This window comes from Streptomyces sp. NPDC046308 (assembly GCF_055588065.1).
Window position 1 is genome coordinate 698497 of the sequence record NZ_JBVJFB010000002.1, and the last position, 18474, is coordinate 716970.

The following is an 18474-nucleotide window of genomic DNA, read 5'->3' on the forward strand; positions in this document are numbered from 1 at the left end:
GTCACCTCTCCTTCTGCAGTACGGACAGCGCGGCGATCAGCTCGGCCTGTGGTTCCGGGCTCACTTCGAGCGCTTCGAGCGGGGCGAGCCGGCGGTCGCGCTCGGCGCGCAGCACCTGGTCGAGGTGGTCGCCGACGAGTTCGCCGCCCCGGTCGCGCAGCCGCAGGGCGGCCTGGGCGCCGATGCGTTCGGCGAGCTTCTCCCCCGCGGGCCGGGCCCGCTTGCCGCCGAGCAGGGCGGCGACGAGCAGGGCCGCGACGCCGTCGGGGTCGGGCGCGGGCTGCTTGTCGAGCTTGGCGACCTCCTCCTCGGCCAGTTCCTCCAGTACGCGCCGCCAGCGCCGCACGGCCATGCCGATGCGTTCGCCCGCCTGCCGGTCGGGCGCGGGCAGGGTCACCGCACCGGCGGCGGGCTCGCGCCGCCAGGCCTCGGCGATCCGCTCGTCGGCGGCGGCGACGGCGCACTGGAGCAGCGCGGCGAGGGACTCTGCGAGGGAGTCGAGCAGTTCGTCGGCGCTCGTGTCGAGCGGGTAGCCGCGCCACCGGGTCAGCGCGTCCCCGGCGAGTACGGCGCCGTGGTCGAGGCGGGCCCGGACCCTCTTGCCCTCGCGCCGGTACGCGTCCTCGACGGCCGAGGTCAGCCGTACGGCGGCGGCGTGCTGGGCGGCGACCGCGGAGGCGAGTTCCGGCATCCGCCGGCCCAGGGAGTCCAGCGCGCCGAGCGCGGTCCGTCCGACGGCGTACTGCCGGGCGGCCGGGTCCTGGGCGTGGTGGGCCAGCCAGGCGTACAGCGGGGCGACGGCGCTGGCCGGCAGCAGCCCGCCCCCGCCGGCCGATTCGGGCAGTTCCGGCACGGTGAAGCGCGGCACATCGCCCAGCCCGGCCTTGGTGAGCAGGGCCCCGTACTGCCGGGAGACCTCGGCGAGCACCTGGTGCGGTACCCGGTCGAGGACGGTGACGAGGGTGGCCTTGTACTGCTTGGCCGTGCGCAGCAGGTGCCAGGGGACGGCGTCGGCGTACCGCGAGGCGGTGGTGACCATCACCCAGACGTCGGCCGCGCAGATGAGTTCGGCGGCGAGCGTCCGGTTCTCGACGACGAGGGAGTCGATGTCGGGGGCGTCGAGGAGGGCGAGTCCGCGGGGCAGGCTGGAGACGGTCTCGATGCGCATTTCGCGGGTGGCGTGGGTGTGGCCTTGGCCGCGGTCGCGGGGCCGGGCCCGGGACTTGGTCGGGGGCTCCTCCTCTTCGGGGGGCACCCAGACGCGCATCAGGTCGGGCAGCACGCGCATTCCGGCGAACCAGTGGTGGTCGTCCGGATGGCAGACCAGCACCGGCGTGCGCGTGGTCGGGCGCAGCACCCCGGCTTCGCTGACCTGCCGTCCGACGAGGGAGTTGACGAGGGTGGACTTACCGGCTCCGGTGGACCCGCCGACGACGGCGAGCATCGGCGCCTCGGGCGCCTTCAGCCGGGGTACGAGGTAGTCGTCGAGCTGCGCCAGCAGCTCGGCTCTGGTCTGGCGCGCGCGCGGGGCGCCGGGCAGGGGCAGCGGCAGACGCACGGACGCGACCCGGTCGCGCAGGGCGGACAGGGCATCGAGCAGCTGAGGCCGAACATCCAAGGTCACCACATGCGAAGAATGCCCAATTTAGGACCATTTTTGAAGCTTATACGCCCTCTGCGCGCCGACCGCGACTCCAGTGGGACATTCTGGGCACGACGGACGAGTGGGGCGCAGGCATAACGAGTGCACAACACCAAGGGCGCCGCGGCGCAAAAGCGATGCGAGAATCGCACCTGCCTGCGATTATCGGGACCGCTTCACGGAACCTCCACATCGTGGCCCGCGAGTGAAGCAACCGGGACAAGGCGGCCGGAGCCCTATCCTTGACCCGGCACGGACCGCAGTCCCACCCCCACCAGGGGCTCCAGGCCCACCACGGCCACCTTCCGGCCCCCGTAGCTCAGTGGATAGAGCAGGTGCCTTCTAAGCACTTGGCCGCAGGTTCGAGTCCTGCCGGGGGCACACTTTCCGCACCGCCCGAGCCCTCCCCTTGCGGAGGGCTTTCGTGCAGGTCAGGGCGGTCCTCAAGGGGTCGGCCGGGGTGGCGCGCCCGCTCAACTCCCCGCCGTGGACACCTCCCTCGCGCGAAAACGCGGGGACGCGCCGGTGCCCGCCGGGGCCCGCCGGGGCCCGCCGGGGCCCGCCGGGGCGGAGTAGCGTGGATCTCGGGGCATGGTTGTCGTCTCCCCTCGTTTGGGGGTGAACCCCGTGCTGTTCCTCCACCGCACGGATGCGGGTGAGCGTCTCGCCGAGGCGCTCCGTCACCTGCGGGGGGAGGATCCCGTCGTTCTCGGCCTGCCCCGCGGCGGAGTGCCGGTCGCCTTCCCGGTGGCGCGGGCGCTCGGCGCCCCGCTCGACGTGATCGTGGTCCGCAAGCTCGGCGTCCCGTACCACCGCGAGCTGGGCTTCGGCGCCATCGGCGAGGGCGGCGTACGCGTCATCAACGAGGGCATCGTCCGCAGCAGCCGGATCCGGCCACAGGACCTCGCCGCAGTCGAGGAGGCCGAGGAGGCCGAGCTGGCCCGGCGGGCGCGGAGGTTCCGCGGCGAGCGGCCGCGGGTGGCCCTCGCGGGGCGCACGGTGATCGTGGTGGACGACGGGATCGCCACCGGGTCGACGGCCGCGGCCGCCTGCGAGGTCGTACGGGCGCAGGGCGCGGCGCGGGTGGTGCTGGCCGTTCCCGTGGCACCGCCGGACGCCGTCGCCCGGCTGCGCACCGCGGCCGACGAGGTGGTGTGCCTGTCCGCACCGCACGCCTTCCGCGCCGTCGGCGAGTGGTACGAGGACTTCGCCCAGACCTCCGACGAGGAGGTCGTCGCCCTGCTGGCGCGGGCCGCGGCCCCTCCCGGGCCGGCTCCCGGCGCGAACATCCGGGCTACCGCGGTCGAGGTGGAGGCCGGCGGCCTCGCCCTGGCCGGGGACCTCGCCCTGCCGGAGGATGCCGGGGCGGTCGTGGTGTTCGCCCACGGCTCGGGCAGCAGCCGCCGCAGCCCGCGCAACCGCGCGGTGGCGGCGGAGCTGAACCGGGCGCGCCTCGGCACCCTGCTCTTCGACCTGCTCACGCCCGCAGAGGAGGCCGACCGGGCCAACGTCTTCGCCATCGAGCCCCTGGCCGGCCGGCTCGCGGAGGCGACCCGCTGGCTGCGGCGCCGTGTGCCCCTGCCGATCGGCTACTTCGGGGCGAGCACCGGGGCCGCGGCGGCGTTGTGGGCGGCCGCGGAGGCCGCGGAGGCCCCGGAAGGCGACGCGGACGCCGGAATCGGCGCGGTGGTCTCCCGCGGCGGCCGGCCCGACCTCGCCGGCCCGCGGCTGGCCGCCGTACGGGCGCCCACGCTCCTCGTCGTCGGGAGCCGGGACACGACGGTGCTCGACCTCAACCGCGGGGCCCAGCGCGCTCTGCGCTGCGAGAACCGGCTGGAGATCGTCCCCGGAGCCACCCACCTCTTCGAGGAGCCGGGTGCCCTGGACGAGGTGGCCGCCCTGGCCAGGGACTGGTTCGTCCGGCACCTCGTCCGGTAGCCCCGCCGGCCGGGCGCCGCGCCAGCCGGAGCGGCCCTCGACGTAGTCCGCCGTGCGGGGGCGGAGGGGGTGGAGAACGTGGGCGCGGCGGGGCCGTGTTCCGCCAGGAAGAAGGCGCACTGGTCGCAAACGTGGGCCGCCTGCTGCGTGTTGTGGGTGACGATCACGTTGGTTACCTGGGCGGGTTCGTGGCGGAGCAGGGTTCGTCCACCAGCAGGATCCGGGGGCGGACCGCGGGGGAACGGGCGGTGCGCGGGCGCTGCTACCGGCCGCCGGAGAAGGCGCCGCCGGGCTGGCGCAGCCGGTCGCGGACCTCCATTCACACGTTCGCCTCGCCGAGGCGCGGATCCCCGTAGACCGACATCGGGCTGCCGGTGCGGGTGGGGGCGCTGGTGCCCGTGCTGGGGGACATCACCCCGAGGGCGGTCACCCAGTCGGCCTCCGCGAGGCTGCTGTGCGCGTGCGGACTGCGGCCGAGCTCGTGGATGTTGGCGCCGCAGCTTCGGGACCGCCGCGCTTGGCGCCCTGGTCCGAGCCGTGCCGACGACTGGGCGTCGTGCGACGTCCACCCGTGGCACGAACAGAAAACGTGTGCGCCCGGAGGTCGCTACGAGATTCCGAGGACCCTGACCGCCTGGTAGTACGTCCACGCGGTGCCCTCGCAGGAGCTCTTGCGGCTGCCCGAGTACTGGGCGCACACCCGCCTCATGTCCGCGTGGAACGCCTGGTCCAGCCGTGCCTTGGCGGCCGGAAACAGCCCTGCCGCCCGGTGGTTGCGGTAGCCGAAGTCGTGCCGGGCGCAGGCCCCGGCGAAGGGGAAGCCGAAGGGGTTGTCCGGCGAGGACGTGCACTGGTCGGTCGACCAGTCGAAGCCGTACGCCGCCCACGCGTCCCGGTGCTCGCGCGCGTCGGCCCACGCGTGGTAACTGGCGGCGCTGGGCTGCGTCCAGCGGCTCAGCACCAGCGGTTTGTCGGCCGGGACCGCCGGCGCGGCCCAGGCGGCCGGTGCGAGGGCGAGCACCGCGGTGGCGGCTGCGGTGGCGAGAGCGGGGACGAGGCGGCGACGGCGCATGGAAGGTCCTCGGGGCCGGGGTGGACGGATCACCTCCGGCCAACTCCCGCGGGCGCCGTCCGGTTACTGCGCGCCGGTGCGGCCCGAACCGGCGCCCCTCCCAGGTATGAGACGGGATAAGACTTCCGACCCACGCACGGTTCGTCCTACGGAGGGACGCGCGAGGAGCGTCTCCCAGCCGAGACTGGACCTATGAAACGCCGCCCGCTCGTCGTCGCCGCCGCCACGGTGGGAGTCCTCGCCACCGCGGCCTTCGCCCTGCCCAACCTGCCGCCCAATCCCGTCACCGACACGATCGAGCAGCGGGTGTACAAGGAGAAGGGCCGGCGTTTCGCGACCGCCGCCGACGCGCCCCCGCGCACGAAGACCGGGTTCGCCCTGCCGTACTGGATACCCAGGGACGCCACCGACGTCCGCATACGGATGCGCACCAACGGCGAGGCCCGGGTGATCCGGTTCACCCTGGGCGCGACACCGCTCGACGGCCCGCAGTGCAGCGCGGGCTCGCCGAAGCAGCTGAGAGCCCCGGCCCTGCACGCCAAGTGGTGGCCGGGCAGCCTCCGGGCCGAGGTGCGCTCCGAGTGCCGCGACGCCCACCAGTACCAGGTCGCGGTGCGCGGCAAGCACGTCTACGCCTGGACCGACGGCACCCCGTCCCCGCCCGGTGGTAACTAGACCCCGTCCGGGCGGACTTCTATCCGCGGGCAAGCGCGGTCGCGGTGGCGCGGGCGAAGCCTTCGGGGTTGTCCAGCATGATGTTGTGACCGCAGTCGGGGACCGGCACCACCGCCACGCCCGCCGCCTCCAGGGCCTCGGCGCCTGGAAGCGGGCCGCCCGCTTCGGGCAGCAGGTAGCTGCGCGGGATCTTCAGCTCCAGCAGCAGTTCACGCATGGTGGGCGTGGTGCCGGCGACGAGGTGGATGGCCGAGCGGTGGAGGGCCGTCCGGTCCGCGAGCCGCATCGTGGACCACCAGTGCGCGCCGACCCGGTCACGCACCTCGGCCCAGCCGCCGGCCAGGAACTCCTCCTCGGTGTAGGCGGCGATCCCGCTGCTGCCGGCCGTGCCCGGGACGCGCGGCAGCGGATCGAGGTTGGCGTCGACGAGCACCAGCCGGGACACCAGGTGGGGATGGCGATCGGCGAGCACGATGGCCACGGATCCGCCCATGCTGTGCGCGATCAGCTCGGCGCCTCCCACCCCGGCTTCGACGAGGGCGGCCGCGAGCGTGTCGGCATGCGCTTCGAGGCTGTAGTCGAACCGCTCGGGCCGGTCGCTGTGCCCGTGGCCCAGCAGATCGACCAGCAGGGAGCGCCTCCCAGCCAGCAGCGGATGCGTGGCGCTCGCCGCGAAGTAGGCCGGCGAGGTGGCCCCGAGCCCGTGCACGTACACCCGGGCCGGCTCCTCCCCCGGCAGCTCGACCCAGCGGATCCGGTCCTCTTCCGGAGTGACGACGGCACTTCTCACGAGACTCCCCCTCAGTTGTCCGACGGAAGGGCCACGCTAGGCCGTCCCCCTCCGGGCGCCACGACCGGGACGTTTCGCCGCGGGCGACGCCGGCCGGTCCGCGGGCGACGCCGGCCCGTCCGCGGCCGTCCGGTCGGGAGTTTCCGGCCGCCCGCCGCGCCGCGCCGGACTTGGGCTCACCATCCGTCACGCGCGCATTATCGTGGCCGGCATGGACATCCGCCGGGCCCTCACCCCCGCCGAGCTCTCCGCCGCAGAATCGCTCCTCGACGGGCCGGCCCGCGAGGAGTGGTCCGAGCGCTTCCTCGCCGCCCCGGGGCACGTGATGCTCATCGCCTACGTCGACGGCGTGCCCGCGGGAATGGTCTCCGGCATCGAGATGAGCCACCCCGACAAGGGCACCGAGATGTGCCTGTACGAGCTGTCCGTGGACGAGGGGTACCGCCGCCGCGGGATCGGCCGCGCCCTGACCCTGGCCCTCGCCGACGAGGCGAAGGCCCGCGGCTGTTACGGCATGTGGGTGGGGGTCGACACCGACAACGAGGCCGCCCTGGCCACCTACGACGCCGCCGGCGCCCGCGACGAGGGCGTCTTCGCGATGCGCGGCTGGCCCCTCACCCCGTAGCCCGCGCGGCGGCGTGTCGTGCGCCCACTCGGCGCACCCTCCGCGCGCCCGCGCCGCCGCTCGCCGAGCATCGGCCGCATGACCGCATTCGTCCCGCTCCTCCCCGCCGCCGTCGCGCTCCTCGCGGCGGCCACCACGGCCGCCGCCCTCCCGCCGCACCCCGCCTCCGCCTCCGCCTCCGCCGAAACCCCCGTCGCCCCCTACGTCGTCGTCCTCAAGGACACCAGCGCCCGCGCCCCGGCCCGCGCCCTGGCCGCCGAGGTCGCGGACTCCGGCGACGAGGTCGGGCCGGTCTACGAGGCCGCCCTCAACGGCTTCGCCGTCCGTACCACCGCCGCCCGGGCCGCCGCCCTGGCCGCCGACCCCCGGGTGGCCTCCGTGGAGCCGGACGCGGAGTTCCACACCAACGCCCCTACCAGCACCCCCAGCGCCACGACCACCCGCGCCACCGCCGACACCCCTGCCGCCCCCGGCACGCAGCCGCAGGCCCAGGCGTCCGCGCCCTGGCCGCTGGACCGCATCGACCAGCGCGAGCTCCCGCTCGACGGCTCGTACACGTACGCCACCCGGGCCGAGGGCGTCACCGTCTACATCGTCGACACCGGGATCAACACCCTCCACCGGGAGTTCGGCGGCCGCGCCCGGTTCGGTTACAACGCGGTGTTCCTCGGGAGCTCCCGCGACTGCAACGGGCACGGCACGCACGTCGCCGCGACCGTGGGCGGGGAGACGTACGGGGTCGCGAAGGGGGTCTCGCTCGTCGGGGTGAAGGTGGCCGACTGCCGCGGTTCCGGGAGCCTGTCGGCCATCCTCAAGGGCCTCGACTGGGTGGTGAAGGACGCGGCGAAGGCCCCGGGCACCCCGGCGGTGGCCAACATGAGCATGGGCGGCACCCCCAGCCACGCCCTCGACGCGGCGGTGGTGCGGGCCGTGGCCGCCGGGATCACCTTCACCGTGGCCGCGGGCAACGACGGCAAGGACGCCTGCGTCGGCTCCCCCGCCCGCGTCCCACAGGCGATCACGGTCGGCGCGACCGACGCCGCGGACCGGCGCGCTCCGTTCTCCAGCCACGGCCCCTGTGTGGACCTCTCCGCCCCGGGCGTCGGCGTCACCTCGGCCTGGAAGGACTCCACCACCGCCACCGCCCGCGCCTCCGGCACCTCGATGGCCGCCCCGCACGTGGCGGGGGTCGCCGCGCTCGTCCTGGCGCGCGGTACGGCACGCACTCCCGCCCAGGTCTCCGAGGCGCTGCTGCGCGACGCCGTGCCCGACCGGATCACCGCCCTGCCGGCGGACACCCCGAACCGGCTGCTCCACGTCCCCGCAGACCGCTAGGCCGCCTCTTTCAGCGAACCCGGCGAACCCGGGGCACCGAGGGCAACACCCGGCACACCCGGCACACCCGGCGCCCACCCCGACCAGTCGGTATCCGATGGGCCATCAGACCGCCCCTGATGGCCCATCAATTTCTGTGTGCTTCGGGCGAAAGCAAGTCATTGACTTCTCATCACCGCGACGCGTCAATATCGGCCACCGCACCGGCTCGGCCTCCCCCACACAGCGGGTGGGGGGAGGGGTTCGTCATGACGAAGGAGTCGCGACCCAGTGAGTACGAGAACGCTCAGACGAAGAGTGCTGGCCGGGGCGGGAGCCCTGTCTCTGGCCCTGACGGGCGGCGTGGTGGGCCTGGCAGGTTCCGCGCAGGCCGCGACGAAGACCACCGCCGTCTTCGAGAACTGCGACGCCCCGGCGCCGCAGCCGGACGGCTCGGGCAACCAGAACTGGACGGTCACCCTGCCCGACGGGGCCAAGGCCGGCGACGTCGTCCCGATCACGATCGACCCGGGCGCGAGCCCGCTGATCCCCGGGTTCTCCGTCACTACGGTGAACACCTCCAAGATCACCCTCAAGGTCGGGACGACCACCCAGGTGGTCACCAGCCCGCCCGAGACCGTCAGCGTCGTGGCCGGGCAGCCGCTCGACCCCAAGGCCTTCGCCGGAACGATCAAGATCCCGGACGGCACCGAGGGCACCACGGTCAACGTCGCGCTCGACCTCGCGGTGACCGACGCGGACCTCTCCGGTTCGGTCTTCACCACCACCTGTACCCCGGCGCCCCGCCCGAGCGCCTCGCTCGGCTCCGTCGCGGTCGAGGCCCTGCCCAAGGACCCGATCACGACGAAGCTGACGCCCAACAGCGGCCCGGCGGGCCAGGAGGTCGTCGTCAGCGGCGCCAACATGCCGCCCGGCGCCGTCACCTGCTCCGCCCTCCTCGCGGGCACGCCGACCGGTGACAACGGCACCGGCACCGCGGACGCCGCCGGCGTGGCCACCTGCACCCTCACGGTCACCAAGAAGGCCGACACGATCAAGATCAACGGTGCGACCACCTCCAAGCCGTTCGTCTTCGTGGAGCAGCAGGCCGGCGTCAAGAACCCGGTCGACGTCGAGGTCCTCCCCGGCCCGCTGGCCCTCGGCCCGAAGGACGGCCAGCCGGCCGTCAGCTTCGGCTCGGTCACCATCAACGGCAAGGCCCAGTCGGTGGTCGGCGTCTTCAACGCCGCGACCGTCCAGGACTTCCGCGGCGGCTCGCTCGGCTGGGACGTGACGGCGACGCGTACGCCGTTCCTGAACCAGGCCACCGGCCACTCGATGGCGAAGGCGCAGATCGGCATCCAGCCGTCCTGCACCGTGACCAACCCCGACAGCCCGAGCACCTGCACCGCGGGCACGCCCGGCGCGATCTCCGACGTCCCGATGAAGGTGGCCTCCCAGGCCGCCGGCGGGGACGAGCTGACCGGCGGTGAGTTCGCCGTGGGCGGCGCCGGGATGATCCAGCTCCCGCCGTTCATGTTCGCCGACACCTACCAGACGGTCGTGACCTTCTCGATCGCCTGACCCGTACGGCCCGCTCCGCCAGGGTGGTGCGGCGCTCCGGCGCCGCACCACCCCTTTCCCCTTCCGGCGCCGACTGGAGACCGCCCATGCGCACCCGCAGCCGTACGCTTCGCCGCACCCGCACCCCTCTCCACGGTCTGCTCCACGGCCTGCTCCTCGGCCTGCTGCTCCTGGGTGCGGGCCTGCTCCCGGGCGGCGCGGCGAGCGCCGCGGACAACGGCACGTGGGGGGTCTTCCCCACCCCCGCGGCCGGTGCGGCGATGACCGACCGCGCGTACTTCTTCCACCAGGGCACGGCCGGGACCACCCTCGGCGACAGCGTGACGATCCTCAACTCCTCCGACAAGGAACTGACGTTCCAGGTCTTCGCCACCGACGCGATGAACACCCCGGCGGGCGGCGCCTTCGCACTGCTCCCGGTGGAGACCAGGCCCAAGGACGTCGGCGCGTGGATCGCGCTGCCGCCGGAGACCGCCGCCGCCGTCACCGTGCCGGCCAAGGGCCGCAAGGACATCCCGTTCACCGTGCAGGTCCCGGCGGACGCGACGCCCGGTGACCACGTCGGCGGGATCGTCGCCCTGAACACCGCCGTGGAGGGCGTGCAGCAGGACGGCAAGGTGCAGGTCGGGGTGAAGCGCTCGGTGGGCGCCCGGCTGTACTTCCGGGTTCCCGGGCCCCTGACTCCGGGGCTGAGCGTGGAGGACGTGCGGATCAGCCGGTCGGCGCCGCTGCTGCCGTGGATCCGCAGCGCCCGCGCCACGGTCTCGTACGCGCTGGTCAACCGCGGCAACGTGGTCGTCGAGCCCAAGGTGGCGGTCTCCGCGGAGGGCCTGTTCGGGCGCCGGGTGCTGGACCGGCCGGCCCGTGAGCTGAAGCTGACCCTGCTGCCGGGGCAGCGCGTCGAGCTGACCGAACCCTGGCCGGACGCCCCCCAGTCCGACTGGGTGACCGTCGGCATCACGGCGGGCGCGAGCGCCCACCCCGATCTGGTCTCGCGGTCCGAGACCGACTTCATCGCCGTCCCGTGGCCGGCCGTGGGCGTGTTCCTGGTCGTGGCGGGCGCCGGAGTCACCCTGTGGGTGCTGCGCCGCCGGCGCCGCACGGAACACGAACAGGACGAACCCGCCCCGGACTTGGCTCAGGCGCGCTGACCGGCGAAGGTGTCCCAGGGTGACGGTATTCGGCCATCACCCTGGGGCGGGGAGGCACCTTCGATGGAACGACAGCACGGCGACGCGGCCAAGGGCACGGGGCTGCTGACCCGCATCGAGCGCGCGCTGGGCACGGGCACCGCCGTCTACCTCCCGGGCGACGGCTGGATCCGGCTCACCCTCCCGCTCGACGACGGCGGCCCGGCCCCCGTCACCGTGGACGTGATCGCTGACACGAGACGGGCCCCGCGCGGGATCGCGTACCTGCTGCCCGGCGGCGGGCTGAACTTCGCGGCGGACTTCTTCACCCCGGGCGGCCCGGCCGACCACAACCTCGCCCACGAACTGCGCGGCCGCGGCCTGCTCGTGGTCGGGGTCACCCCGCGCGAGGACGCCGCGGCGGCCGCCGACATCACCGCCGACTGGGGCCTCGCGGCGCACCGCCGGGACCTGGCCCGGGTGGTGGGCGCACTGGACTCCGTACTGGGCCTGCCCTACCAGTACGCCGGGCATTCCGCCGGGGCCGCCCTCGCCCTGGACGCGGCCTCGCACGACACCTCGCCGAGGCTGCGCCGGGTGCTGGTCCTGGACACCACCGGCCCGTACACCGGCGACCTGGCGGTGCGCGCGGCCGACACTCGGGACGCGTACGCCACCCAGCTCGCGCAGGGCGTCCACATCGTCGATCCGGGACTGGCGGCCGTGATCGCCAAGGCGGTGGCCGATCCGGACGGCGTCTCCCCGGCGCCTTGGCCGCCGGACCCGACCCGGCGCTTCACCCACGCCGGGCTCGCGCACTTCGCGCTGATCCGCACGGCCGCCCTCCCGGGACCGGCGAACTGGATCTACGCCCAGGGGCACAGCGCCGGGACCTACACCTTCGGCGCCACGCCGGCCGAGGACCGGTACGCCCTCACCCACACCCCGCTGGCCACCTGGCACGCGGCGACCGCCGCCCTCGGGAGCGGGCTCCTGCCGACCGCGCTGATGCGGGACCTCGCCGCGGTCTGGGCGGGCGACGACGGCGACGGCGACCACGACGGTGACGGTGACGGTGACGAGACGTACCGGATCGCCTGGGACCGGATCCGCGCCGAGGTGGCCTGGGTCAACACCGGACTGGGCCGCGGTGACCACCCGCGCGGCGCGGAGCTGATCCGCGCCGCCGGCAACGACCGCGTCGCCTTCACGGTCGTCCCGGGCTACGGCCACGGCGACGCGGTCTGGGGCACGGGAGCGGCGAAGGACGTCTGGTCGCTGCTCTGAAACGCGCCCCGCCCCCCGCGGTGAGGTGTGCGGGGGGCGGGGCGGGACTACGGCGCTTGCGCGCGGCCGGCGGTCAGTGGTTGCGGGGGAAGCCCAGGTCGACGCCCACCGGGGCCTCGGACGGGTCCGGCCAGCGGGTCGTGACGACCTTGCCGCGGGTGTAGAAGTGGGTGCCGTCGTTGCCGTAGATGTGGTGGTCGCCGAAGAGCGAGTCCTTCCAGCCGCCGAAGGAGTGGTAGCCCACCGGCACCGGGATCGGGACGTTGACGCCGACCATGCCGGCCTCGATCTCCAGCTGGAAGCGGCGGGCGGCGCCGCCGTCGCGGGTGAAGATCGCGGTGCCGTTGCCGAACGGCGAGGCGTTGATGAGCGCCACGCCCTCCTCGTAGGTCTCGGTGCGCAGCACGCACAGCACCGGCCCGAAGATCTCGTCGCGGTAGGCGTCGGAGTCGGTCTTCACGTTGTCGAGCAGGGAGAGGCCGATCCAGTGGCCGTTCTCGTTGCCCTCGACCGTGTAGCCGGTGCCGTCGAGGACCACGTCGGCGCCCTGGGCGGCCGCGCCCTTGACGTACGAGGCGACCTTGTCGCGGTGGGCGGCCGTGATGAGCGGGCCCATCTCGGAGGTCGGGTCGTTGCCGGGGCCGATCTTGATCTTCTCGGCGCGCTCGCGGATCTTGTCGACGAGGGTGTCGGCGATGGAGCCGACGGCCACGACCGCGGAGATCGCCATGCAGCGCTCGCCGGCCGAGCCGTAGGCGGCGGAGACCGCCGCGTCGGCGGCCGCGTCCAGGTCGGCGTCCGGGAGCACCAGCATGTGGTTCTTGGCGCCGCCCAGGGCCTGCACGCGCTTGCCGTTGGCGGAGGCGGTGGTGTGGATGTGGCGGGCGATCGGGGTCGAGCCGACGAAGGAGACGGCCGCGATGTCGGGGTGGGCCAGCAGCGCGTCGACGGCCACCTTGTCACCGTGGACCACGTTCAGCACGCCCGCCGGCAGACCGGCCTCGCTCGCCAGCTCGGCCAGCTTGTTGGAGGCCGACGGGTCCTTCTCGCTCGGCTTGAGGATGAAGGTGTTCCCGCAGGCGACGGCCAGCGGGAACATCCACATCGGCACCATCGCCGGGAAGTTGAAGGGGGTGATGCCGGCAACGACGCCGAGCGGCTGACGGATGGCCGCGACGTCGACCCGGCTGGAGACCGAGGTGGACAGCTCCCCCTTGAGCTGGGTGGTGATCCCGCAGGCGAGCTCGACGATCTCCAGGCCGCGCGCGACCTCGCCCAGCGCGTCGGAGTGGACCTTGCCGTGCTCGGCGGTGATCAGCTCGGCGATGGCGTCGCGGTTGGCGTCCAGCAGGGCGCGGTAGGCGAACAGCACCTTGGTGCGGGCGGCCAGCGAGGACTGGCCCCAGGTCTGGAAGGCCTCCTTGGCGACCTGTACCGCCGCGTCGACCTCCTCGGCCGAGGCGAGCGCGACCTGCGTGGTGACCTCGCCGGTGGCCGGGTCGGTGACCGGGCCGTAGTTGCCCGACGCGCCCTCGACGGTCTTGCCACCGATCCAGTGGTTGACGGTCTTCATTGCCTTGCTCCTTCACAGATGGCGACGTCGCTGCGCGGCTTGCCGGTCGTACTCTTCACGGGCCTGGGCCGCCGCCTTGCGGGTCGCGGTCTCGGCCACGGGAACATCCCACCACGCCTGTGCCGGGGGTGGGCCCGACACAGTGTCGGGCGTTCGGGTCTGTGTGTAGACACATGTGGGAGCCGTCGCCGAGCGGGCCTGCGCCAGGGCTTCGCGCAGGTCACGTACGGTGCGGGCGCGGATCACGGCCATTCCGAGGGAGGCGGCGTTGGCCGCGAGGTCCACCGGAAGGGGGTCGCCGGTGTACGAGGCGTCGGGCGCCCGGAAGCGGTACGCGGTGCCGAATCCCTCGGCGCCCACCGCCCCCGAGAGGCCGCCGATGGAGGCGTAGCCGTGGTTGTCGAGGATCACCAGCTTGATCGGGACGCCCTCCTGGACGGCCGTGACGATCTCGGTCGGGTTCATCAGGTACGTCCCGTCGCCGACCAGCGCCCACACCGGCCGGCCGGGCGCGGCCATCCCCACCCCGATCGCGGCCGGGATCTCGTAGCCCATGCAGGAGTACCCGTACTCCACGTGGTACTGGTCCGCCGACCTGGCACGCCACAGCTTGTGCAGGTCTCCGGGGAGCGATCCGGCCGCGTTGATCAGGATGTCGGTGCCGTCGACCAGCCCGTCGAGCAGCCCGAGCACCTGGGCCTGGGTGGGCGGGAGGCCCTCCTCGGCCGCGGACACGGCGTACGCGCGGTCGACTCGGCCCTCCCACGCGCTCCTGCGCCCCGCGTACGCGCTCTCGTACGCCGGGTCCACCCGGTACCCGGCGACCGCCTCCCGGAGCTCGTCGAGCCCCTCGCGCGCGTCGGCGACCAGCGGGCGGGCGGCGAGCTTGTGGGCGTCGTACGGGTCCAGGTTGAGGCCGATGAACCGGACGGCCGGATTCTGGAAGAGGGTCGCGGAGGCGGTGGTGAAATCCGTCAGCCGGGTCCCGGCGGCGATCACCAGGTCGGCCTCCCGGGCCAGTTCGTCGGCGGTGGCGGTGCCGGTGTGGCCGATCCCGCCCACCTCGGCCGGGTGGTCGTACGGGAGCACGCCCTTGCCCGCCTGCGTGAAGGCCACCGGGATCCCCGTGGCGTCGGCGAAGGCGGCGAGGGCGGCCCCGGCCCCGCTGTGCCGGATTCCGCCGCCGGCGACGATCAGGGGGCGCGCGGAGCCCCGTACGGCCGCGGCGGCCGCGGCGAGCTCGGTGCGGTCGGGCCGGGGCCGCCGTACGCCCCACACGCGCTCGGCGAAGAACTCCTCGGGCCAGTCGTACGCCTCCGCCTGCACGTCCTGGGGCAGCGCCAGGGTGACGGCGCCGGTCTGGACGGGGTCGGTCAGCACCCGCACGGCCTGGAGGGCGGCCGGGATCAGGGCCTCGGGGCGGGTGATCCGGTCGAAGTGGCGGGAGACGGGCCGCAGGGTGTCGTTGACGGACAGGTCCCCTGCGTACGGGACCTCGAGCTGCTGCAGCACGGGGTCGGCGGGCCGGGTCGCGAAGGTGTCCCCGGGCAGCAGGAGCACCGGGATCCGGTTGATCGTGGCGAGGGCGGCGCCGGTGACGAGGTTGGTGGCGCCGGGCCCGATCGAGGTGGTGACGGCGTGCGCGGAGAGCCGGCCGCGCTGGCGGGCGTACCCGACGGCGGCGTGCACCATGGCCTGCTCGTTGCGCCCCTGGAGGAAGGGCATGGCGTCCGGCCCGGCCTCCAGCAGCGCCTGCCCGATCCCGGCGACGTTCCCGTGCCCGAAGATGCCCCAGGTGGCGGCGATCAGGCGCTGCCTGTGGCCGTCGCGCTCGGTGTACTGGCGGGCCAGGAAGCGTACGAGCGCCTGGGCGACGGTGAGCCTCACCGGTTGGCCTCCTCGGAGGGGTCGAAGGGGTCAGAGGGGTCGGCGGGGTCGGAGGGGAAGGGGAGCCTGGGGTCGACGTCCTGGCCGTCCCAGCTGCCGCGGATCCAGCCGTGGTCGGGGTGGTCCCGGATCAGCCACTCCCGGGTCTCGCCCGGCCCGGCCATCACGTTCAGGTAGTACATATCGTGCCCCGGGGCCGCGATGGACGGCCCGTGCCAGCCGTCGGGGATCAGCACGGCGTCCCCGGTCCGCACCTCGGCGAGGACGTCGGTCTTCCCGGCGGGGGAAGGCGAGACCCGCTGGTAGCCGTACCCGGGGGTGTCCCCGTGCGGGGCGATCTCGAAGTAGTAGATCTCCTCCAGGCGGGACTCCTCGCCGGGGTGGTGCTCGTCGTGCTTGTGGGGCGGGTACGAGGACCAGTTCCCGCCGGGGGTCAGCACCTCGACGGCGATCAGCCGGTCGGCGGGGAACGCCCCGGCCGCCGCGAAGTTGTTGACCTGCCGGGAGCACTGGCCCGCGCCGCGCAGCTCCACGGGCACCCCGCTGGCCGGGCCGTAGCGCGCGGGCAGGCGCCGCCGGCAGCGGGCCCCCGCGAGCGCGAACCGCCCGCCGGCGGCGGAGGTCACCTCGACGTGCGCGTCGCGAGGCACGTACGCGAAGTCGGTGACACCTGCGAACACCCCGTTCCGCCCTCGCAGTTCGAACACGTGCGGCTCCGCTGCGGGGGCGCCGCCCCCGAACCCCCGCGCCTCAAACGCCGGCGAGGCTGAATTGCCCGGCCCCGCCGCACCACCGAGCCCCGCCGGCGTTTGAGGCGTGGGGTCCGGGGCGGAGCCCCGATGATCCAGCCCCGCCGGCGTTTGAGGCGCGGGGTCCGGGGCGGAGTCCCGGGAGCGGACCTCGCAGCCGCCCGACAGCGGGAGCACGATCCATTCCGCATCGCCGCAGGCGAACCCGTACGTCTCGCCCGGGTCAAGCGCCAGCACCTTCAACCGCGTCCACTCCATCCCCCACTCAGACACCACCGGCACGCCCCAACACCTCCTCCACCTCGTGAGAGAACGGCATCGCGGTCGAGCACGCCAGCCGCGAGGCGACGATCGCCCCCGCCGCGTTGGCGTACCGCACCACGCGGTCCAGCTCCCACCCCGCCAACAACCCGTGGCACAGCGCGCCCCCGAACGCGTCCCCCGCTCCGAGCCCGTTCACCACCCGGACGGGAACCGGCGGCGCCTGTGCCACCGTCCCGTCGCGGTGGACGGCCAGCACGCCCTCCGGGCCCCGTTTGACCACGGCCAGTTCCACCCCGGCGGCGAGCAGCGCCCGCGCCGCCTCGTACGGCTCGGACTCGCCCGTGGCGATCTCGCACTCCTCGGCGTTCCCGACGGCCACCGTCGCCGAAGCGAGCGCCCGCTCGTAGTACGGCCCGGGTTTCTCCCGCCACAGCATCGGCCGCCAGTCCAGGTCGAACACCGTCGTCCCCGCCTTGGCCCTGGTCTCCAGCGCCGCGAGCGTCGCCGCCCGCGAGGGCTCCTCGCTCAGGCCGGTGCCCGTCATCCAGAACACGCGGGCCGCCCGTACCGCCTCCAGGTCCACCTCGTCCGGGGCGATCTCCAGGTCCGGGGCCTTGGGCAGCCGGTAGAAGTACAGGGGGAAGTGGTCCGGCGGGAAGATCTCGCAGAAGGTGATCGGCGTGGGCAGGCCCGTCACCTCGGTCGCCCATCGGTCGTCCACCCCGAACCCCCGCAGCTCGGAGCGCAGATACGTGCCGAAGGGGTCCGCGCCGGTCCGGGTGATCACCGCCACCCGCCGTCCCAGCCGGGCGGCCGCGACGGCCACGTTGGCCGGGGAGCCGCCCAGGAACTTCCCGAAGGTCTCCGCCTCGGCCAGTGGTACGCCGGTCGTCAACGGGTAGAGATCCACCCCGATGCGACCCATCGTGATCAGGTCGAACGCGATCGGATCGCCGGTGCCGGTCACAGTCTGTCCTCCCACTCGTCTCCCTCGTCTCCCTCGTCTCCCGCCTAAGGTGGCCGCTATGACGTCCTCCCCGCCCGCGTTGACCCGTATCCGCGTCGGTTCGGCTCCGGACTCCTGGGGTGTCTGGTTTCCCGACGACCCCCGGCAGACCCCCTGGGAGCGTTTCCTCGACGAGGTCGCCGACGCGGGGTACGAGTGGATCGAGCTCGGCCCCTACGGCTATCTGCCCACCGATCCCGCCCGACTCGCCGAGGAAACGGCCAAGCGCGGACTGCGGGTCTCGGCCGGAACCGTCTTCACCGGACTCCATCACGGGCCCGCCGTGTGGGAGGACACCTGGGAGCACGTGTCGCGGATCGCGGCGCTGACCCGGGCCATGGGCGCGGCCCATCTCGTCGTCATCCCCTCCTTCTGGCGGGACGACAAGACCGGGGAGGTGCGGGAGGACCGCGTCCTGACCCCGGCCCAATGGCGTGAACTGACCTCGCAGACCGAGCGGCTGGGCCGGGAGGTCCGGGACCGGTACGGCCTGCGGATCGTCGTCCACCCGCACGCCGACACCCACATCGACACCCCGGAGAACGTGGCCCGCTTCCTGGACGCGACCGATCCCGCCCTCGTCTCGCTCTGCCTGGACACCGGGCACTACGCGTACTGCGGCGGCGACAGCGTCCGGGCGATCGAGACGTTCGCCGAGCGGATCGGCTACCTCCACCTGAAGCAGGTGGACCCGCGGATCCTCGCCGAAGTCCTCGCGGAGGAACTGCCCTTCGGGCCGGCCGTGGGCCGCGGGGTGATGTGCGAACCGCCGTCGGGGGTGCCCGCGCTGGAGCCCGTCCTGGCGGCGGCCCAGCGGCTGGGCGTGGACCTGTTCGCCATCGTGGAGCAGGACATGTACCCCTGTCCGCCCGACCAGCCGCTGCCGATCGCCCGGCGCACCCGTGCCTACCTGCGCTCCTGCGGCGCCCGCTGACTCC

At 74.0% G+C, this 18474-nt stretch carries 15 protein-coding genes and 1 tRNA gene; 9 read left to right on the forward strand and 7 right to left on the reverse strand.

Features of this window, described 5'->3' with window-relative positions; genetic code table 11:
* Position 1: 1 nt before the first annotated feature.
* Positions 2-1618: a dynamin family protein gene (locus ACZ6JT_RS10590; protein ID WP_469209073.1), complete on the reverse strand. Its 1617-nt coding sequence runs from the start codon at positions 1616-1618 to the stop codon at positions 2-4.
* Between the two features lie 332 nt (positions 1619-1950).
* Between ACZ6JT_RS10590 and ACZ6JT_RS10595 the strand changes: the two genes are divergently transcribed.
* Positions 1951-2023 (forward strand) — tRNA-Arg (locus tag ACZ6JT_RS10595).
* Between the two features lie 246 nt (positions 2024-2269).
* The gene (locus ACZ6JT_RS10600) at positions 2270-3580 is read left to right on the forward strand and encodes a phosphoribosyltransferase family protein (RefSeq protein WP_469209074.1); all 1311 of its coding nucleotides are present in this window, start codon (positions 2270-2272) and stop codon (positions 3578-3580) included.
* Positions 3581-4187: 607 nt separating this feature from the next.
* Here the strand turns inward: ACZ6JT_RS10600 and ACZ6JT_RS10605 are convergent.
* Entirely contained in the window at positions 4188-4652 is a 465-nt protein-coding gene (locus ACZ6JT_RS10605; RefSeq protein ID WP_469209075.1) for a phospholipase, read from the reverse strand.
* Between the two features lie 192 nt (positions 4653-4844).
* Here ACZ6JT_RS10605 and ACZ6JT_RS10610 point away from each other — a divergent pair, with 192 nt between their 5' ends.
* Positions 4845-5327 (forward strand): hypothetical protein, encoded by a 483-nt coding sequence (locus ACZ6JT_RS10610; RefSeq protein ID WP_469209076.1) that lies wholly within the window; start codon positions 4845-4847, stop codon positions 5325-5327.
* A 19-nt stretch (positions 5328-5346) separates the two neighbouring features.
* On the opposite strand, the gene ACZ6JT_RS10615 is transcribed toward ACZ6JT_RS10610, so the two are convergent.
* Positions 5347-6117, reverse strand: a complete 771-nt coding sequence (locus ACZ6JT_RS10615; RefSeq protein ID WP_469209077.1) for an alpha/beta fold hydrolase — start codon at positions 6115-6117, stop codon at positions 5347-5349.
* Positions 6118-6328: 211 nt separating this feature from the next.
* Here ACZ6JT_RS10615 and ACZ6JT_RS10620 point away from each other — a divergent pair, with 211 nt between their 5' ends.
* The 5 genes from ACZ6JT_RS10620 to ACZ6JT_RS10640 all read left to right on the forward strand — a co-directional run bounded on the left by ACZ6JT_RS10620 (position 6329) and on the right by ACZ6JT_RS10640 (position 12057).
* Positions 6329-6742 carry a GNAT family N-acetyltransferase gene (locus ACZ6JT_RS10620; RefSeq protein ID WP_030710710.1) on the forward strand — a complete coding sequence of 138 codons (414 nt, stop codon included), beginning with the start codon at positions 6329-6331 and terminating at the stop codon, positions 6740-6742.
* Between the two features lie 78 nt (positions 6743-6820).
* On the forward strand, positions 6821-8077 hold the full coding sequence (locus ACZ6JT_RS10625) for a S8 family peptidase (protein WP_469209078.1): 1257 nt from the start codon (positions 6821-6823) through the stop codon (positions 8075-8077).
* Positions 8078-8347: 270 nt separating this feature from the next.
* On the forward strand, positions 8348-9640 hold the full coding sequence (locus ACZ6JT_RS10630) for a hypothetical protein (RefSeq protein WP_469209079.1): 1293 nt from the start codon (positions 8348-8350) through the stop codon (positions 9638-9640).
* A gap of 86 nt (positions 9641-9726) precedes the next feature.
* Positions 9727-10791 (forward strand): WxL protein peptidoglycan domain-containing protein, encoded by a 1065-nt coding sequence (locus tag ACZ6JT_RS10635; protein ID WP_469209080.1) that lies wholly within the window; start codon positions 9727-9729, stop codon positions 10789-10791.
* Between the two features lie 63 nt (positions 10792-10854).
* On the forward strand, positions 10855-12057 hold the full coding sequence (locus ACZ6JT_RS10640) for a hypothetical protein (RefSeq protein ID WP_469209081.1): 1203 nt from the start codon (positions 10855-10857) through the stop codon (positions 12055-12057).
* A gap of 73 nt (positions 12058-12130) precedes the next feature.
* Here the strand turns inward: ACZ6JT_RS10640 and ACZ6JT_RS10645 are convergent, their stop codons facing one another.
* Genes ACZ6JT_RS10645 through iolC form a run of 4 tightly spaced genes read right to left on the reverse strand, consistent with a single transcriptional unit; the run spans position 12131 to position 17512 of the window.
* Positions 12131-13630 (reverse strand): CoA-acylating methylmalonate-semialdehyde dehydrogenase, encoded by a 1500-nt coding sequence (locus tag ACZ6JT_RS10645; RefSeq protein ID WP_469209082.1) that lies wholly within the window; start codon positions 13628-13630, stop codon positions 12131-12133.
* 12 nt (positions 13631-13642) lie between these two features.
* Positions 13643-15517, reverse strand: a complete 1875-nt coding sequence (gene iolD / locus ACZ6JT_RS10650) for a 3D-(3,5/4)-trihydroxycyclohexane-1,2-dione acylhydrolase (decyclizing) (RefSeq protein ID WP_469209083.1) — start codon at positions 15515-15517, stop codon at positions 13643-13645.
* On the reverse strand, positions 15514-16524 hold the full coding sequence (gene iolB / locus ACZ6JT_RS10655; protein WP_469209626.1) for a 5-deoxy-glucuronate isomerase: 1011 nt from the start codon (positions 16522-16524) through the stop codon (positions 15514-15516). Before iolB ends, iolD begins: the two co-directional genes overlap by 4 nt.
* 7 nt (positions 16525-16531) lie before the next feature.
* On the reverse strand, positions 16532-17512 hold the full coding sequence (iolC, locus tag ACZ6JT_RS10660) for a 5-dehydro-2-deoxygluconokinase (protein ID WP_469209084.1): 981 nt from the start codon (positions 17510-17512) through the stop codon (positions 16532-16534).
* 43 nt (positions 17513-17555) lie between these two features.
* Here iolC and ACZ6JT_RS10665 point away from each other — a divergent pair, with 43 nt between their 5' ends.
* Complete coding sequence (locus ACZ6JT_RS10665) at positions 17556-18470, forward strand: sugar phosphate isomerase/epimerase family protein (protein ID WP_469209085.1); 915 nt, start codon at positions 17556-17558, stop codon at positions 18468-18470.
* Positions 18471-18474: the final 4 nt, after the last annotated feature.

Excerpts from the sequence above, each read along its gene's own strand:
- ACZ6JT_RS10605 (WP_469209075.1), bottom strand. The coding sequence starts at position 4,652 with ATGCGCCGTCGCCGCCTCGTCCCCGCTCTCGCCACCGCAGCCGCCACC.
- ACZ6JT_RS10610 (WP_469209076.1), top strand. The coding sequence starts at position 4,845 with ATGAAACGCCGCCCGCTCGTCGTCGCCGCCGCCACGGTGGGAGTCCTC.
- ACZ6JT_RS10620 (WP_030710710.1), top strand. The coding sequence starts at position 6,329 with ATGGACATCCGCCGGGCCCTCACCCCCGCCGAGCTCTCCGCCGCAGAA.
- ACZ6JT_RS10625 (WP_469209078.1), top strand. The coding sequence starts at position 6,821 with ATGACCGCATTCGTCCCGCTCCTCCCCGCCGCCGTCGCGCTCCTCGCG.
- ACZ6JT_RS10635 (WP_469209080.1), top strand. The coding sequence starts at position 9,727 with ATGCGCACCCGCAGCCGTACGCTTCGCCGCACCCGCACCCCTCTCCAC.
- ACZ6JT_RS10640 (WP_469209081.1), top strand. The coding sequence starts at position 10,855 with ATGGAACGACAGCACGGCGACGCGGCCAAGGGCACGGGGCTGCTGACC.
- ACZ6JT_RS10645 (WP_469209082.1), bottom strand. The coding sequence starts at position 13,630 with ATGAAGACCGTCAACCACTGGATCGGTGGCAAGACCGTCGAGGGCGCG.
- iolB (WP_469209626.1), bottom strand. The coding sequence starts at position 16,524 with ATGGAGTGGACGCGGTTGAAGGTGCTGGCGCTTGACCCGGGCGAGACG.
- ACZ6JT_RS10665 (WP_469209085.1), top strand. The coding sequence starts at position 17,556 with ATGACGTCCTCCCCGCCCGCGTTGACCCGTATCCGCGTCGGTTCGGCT.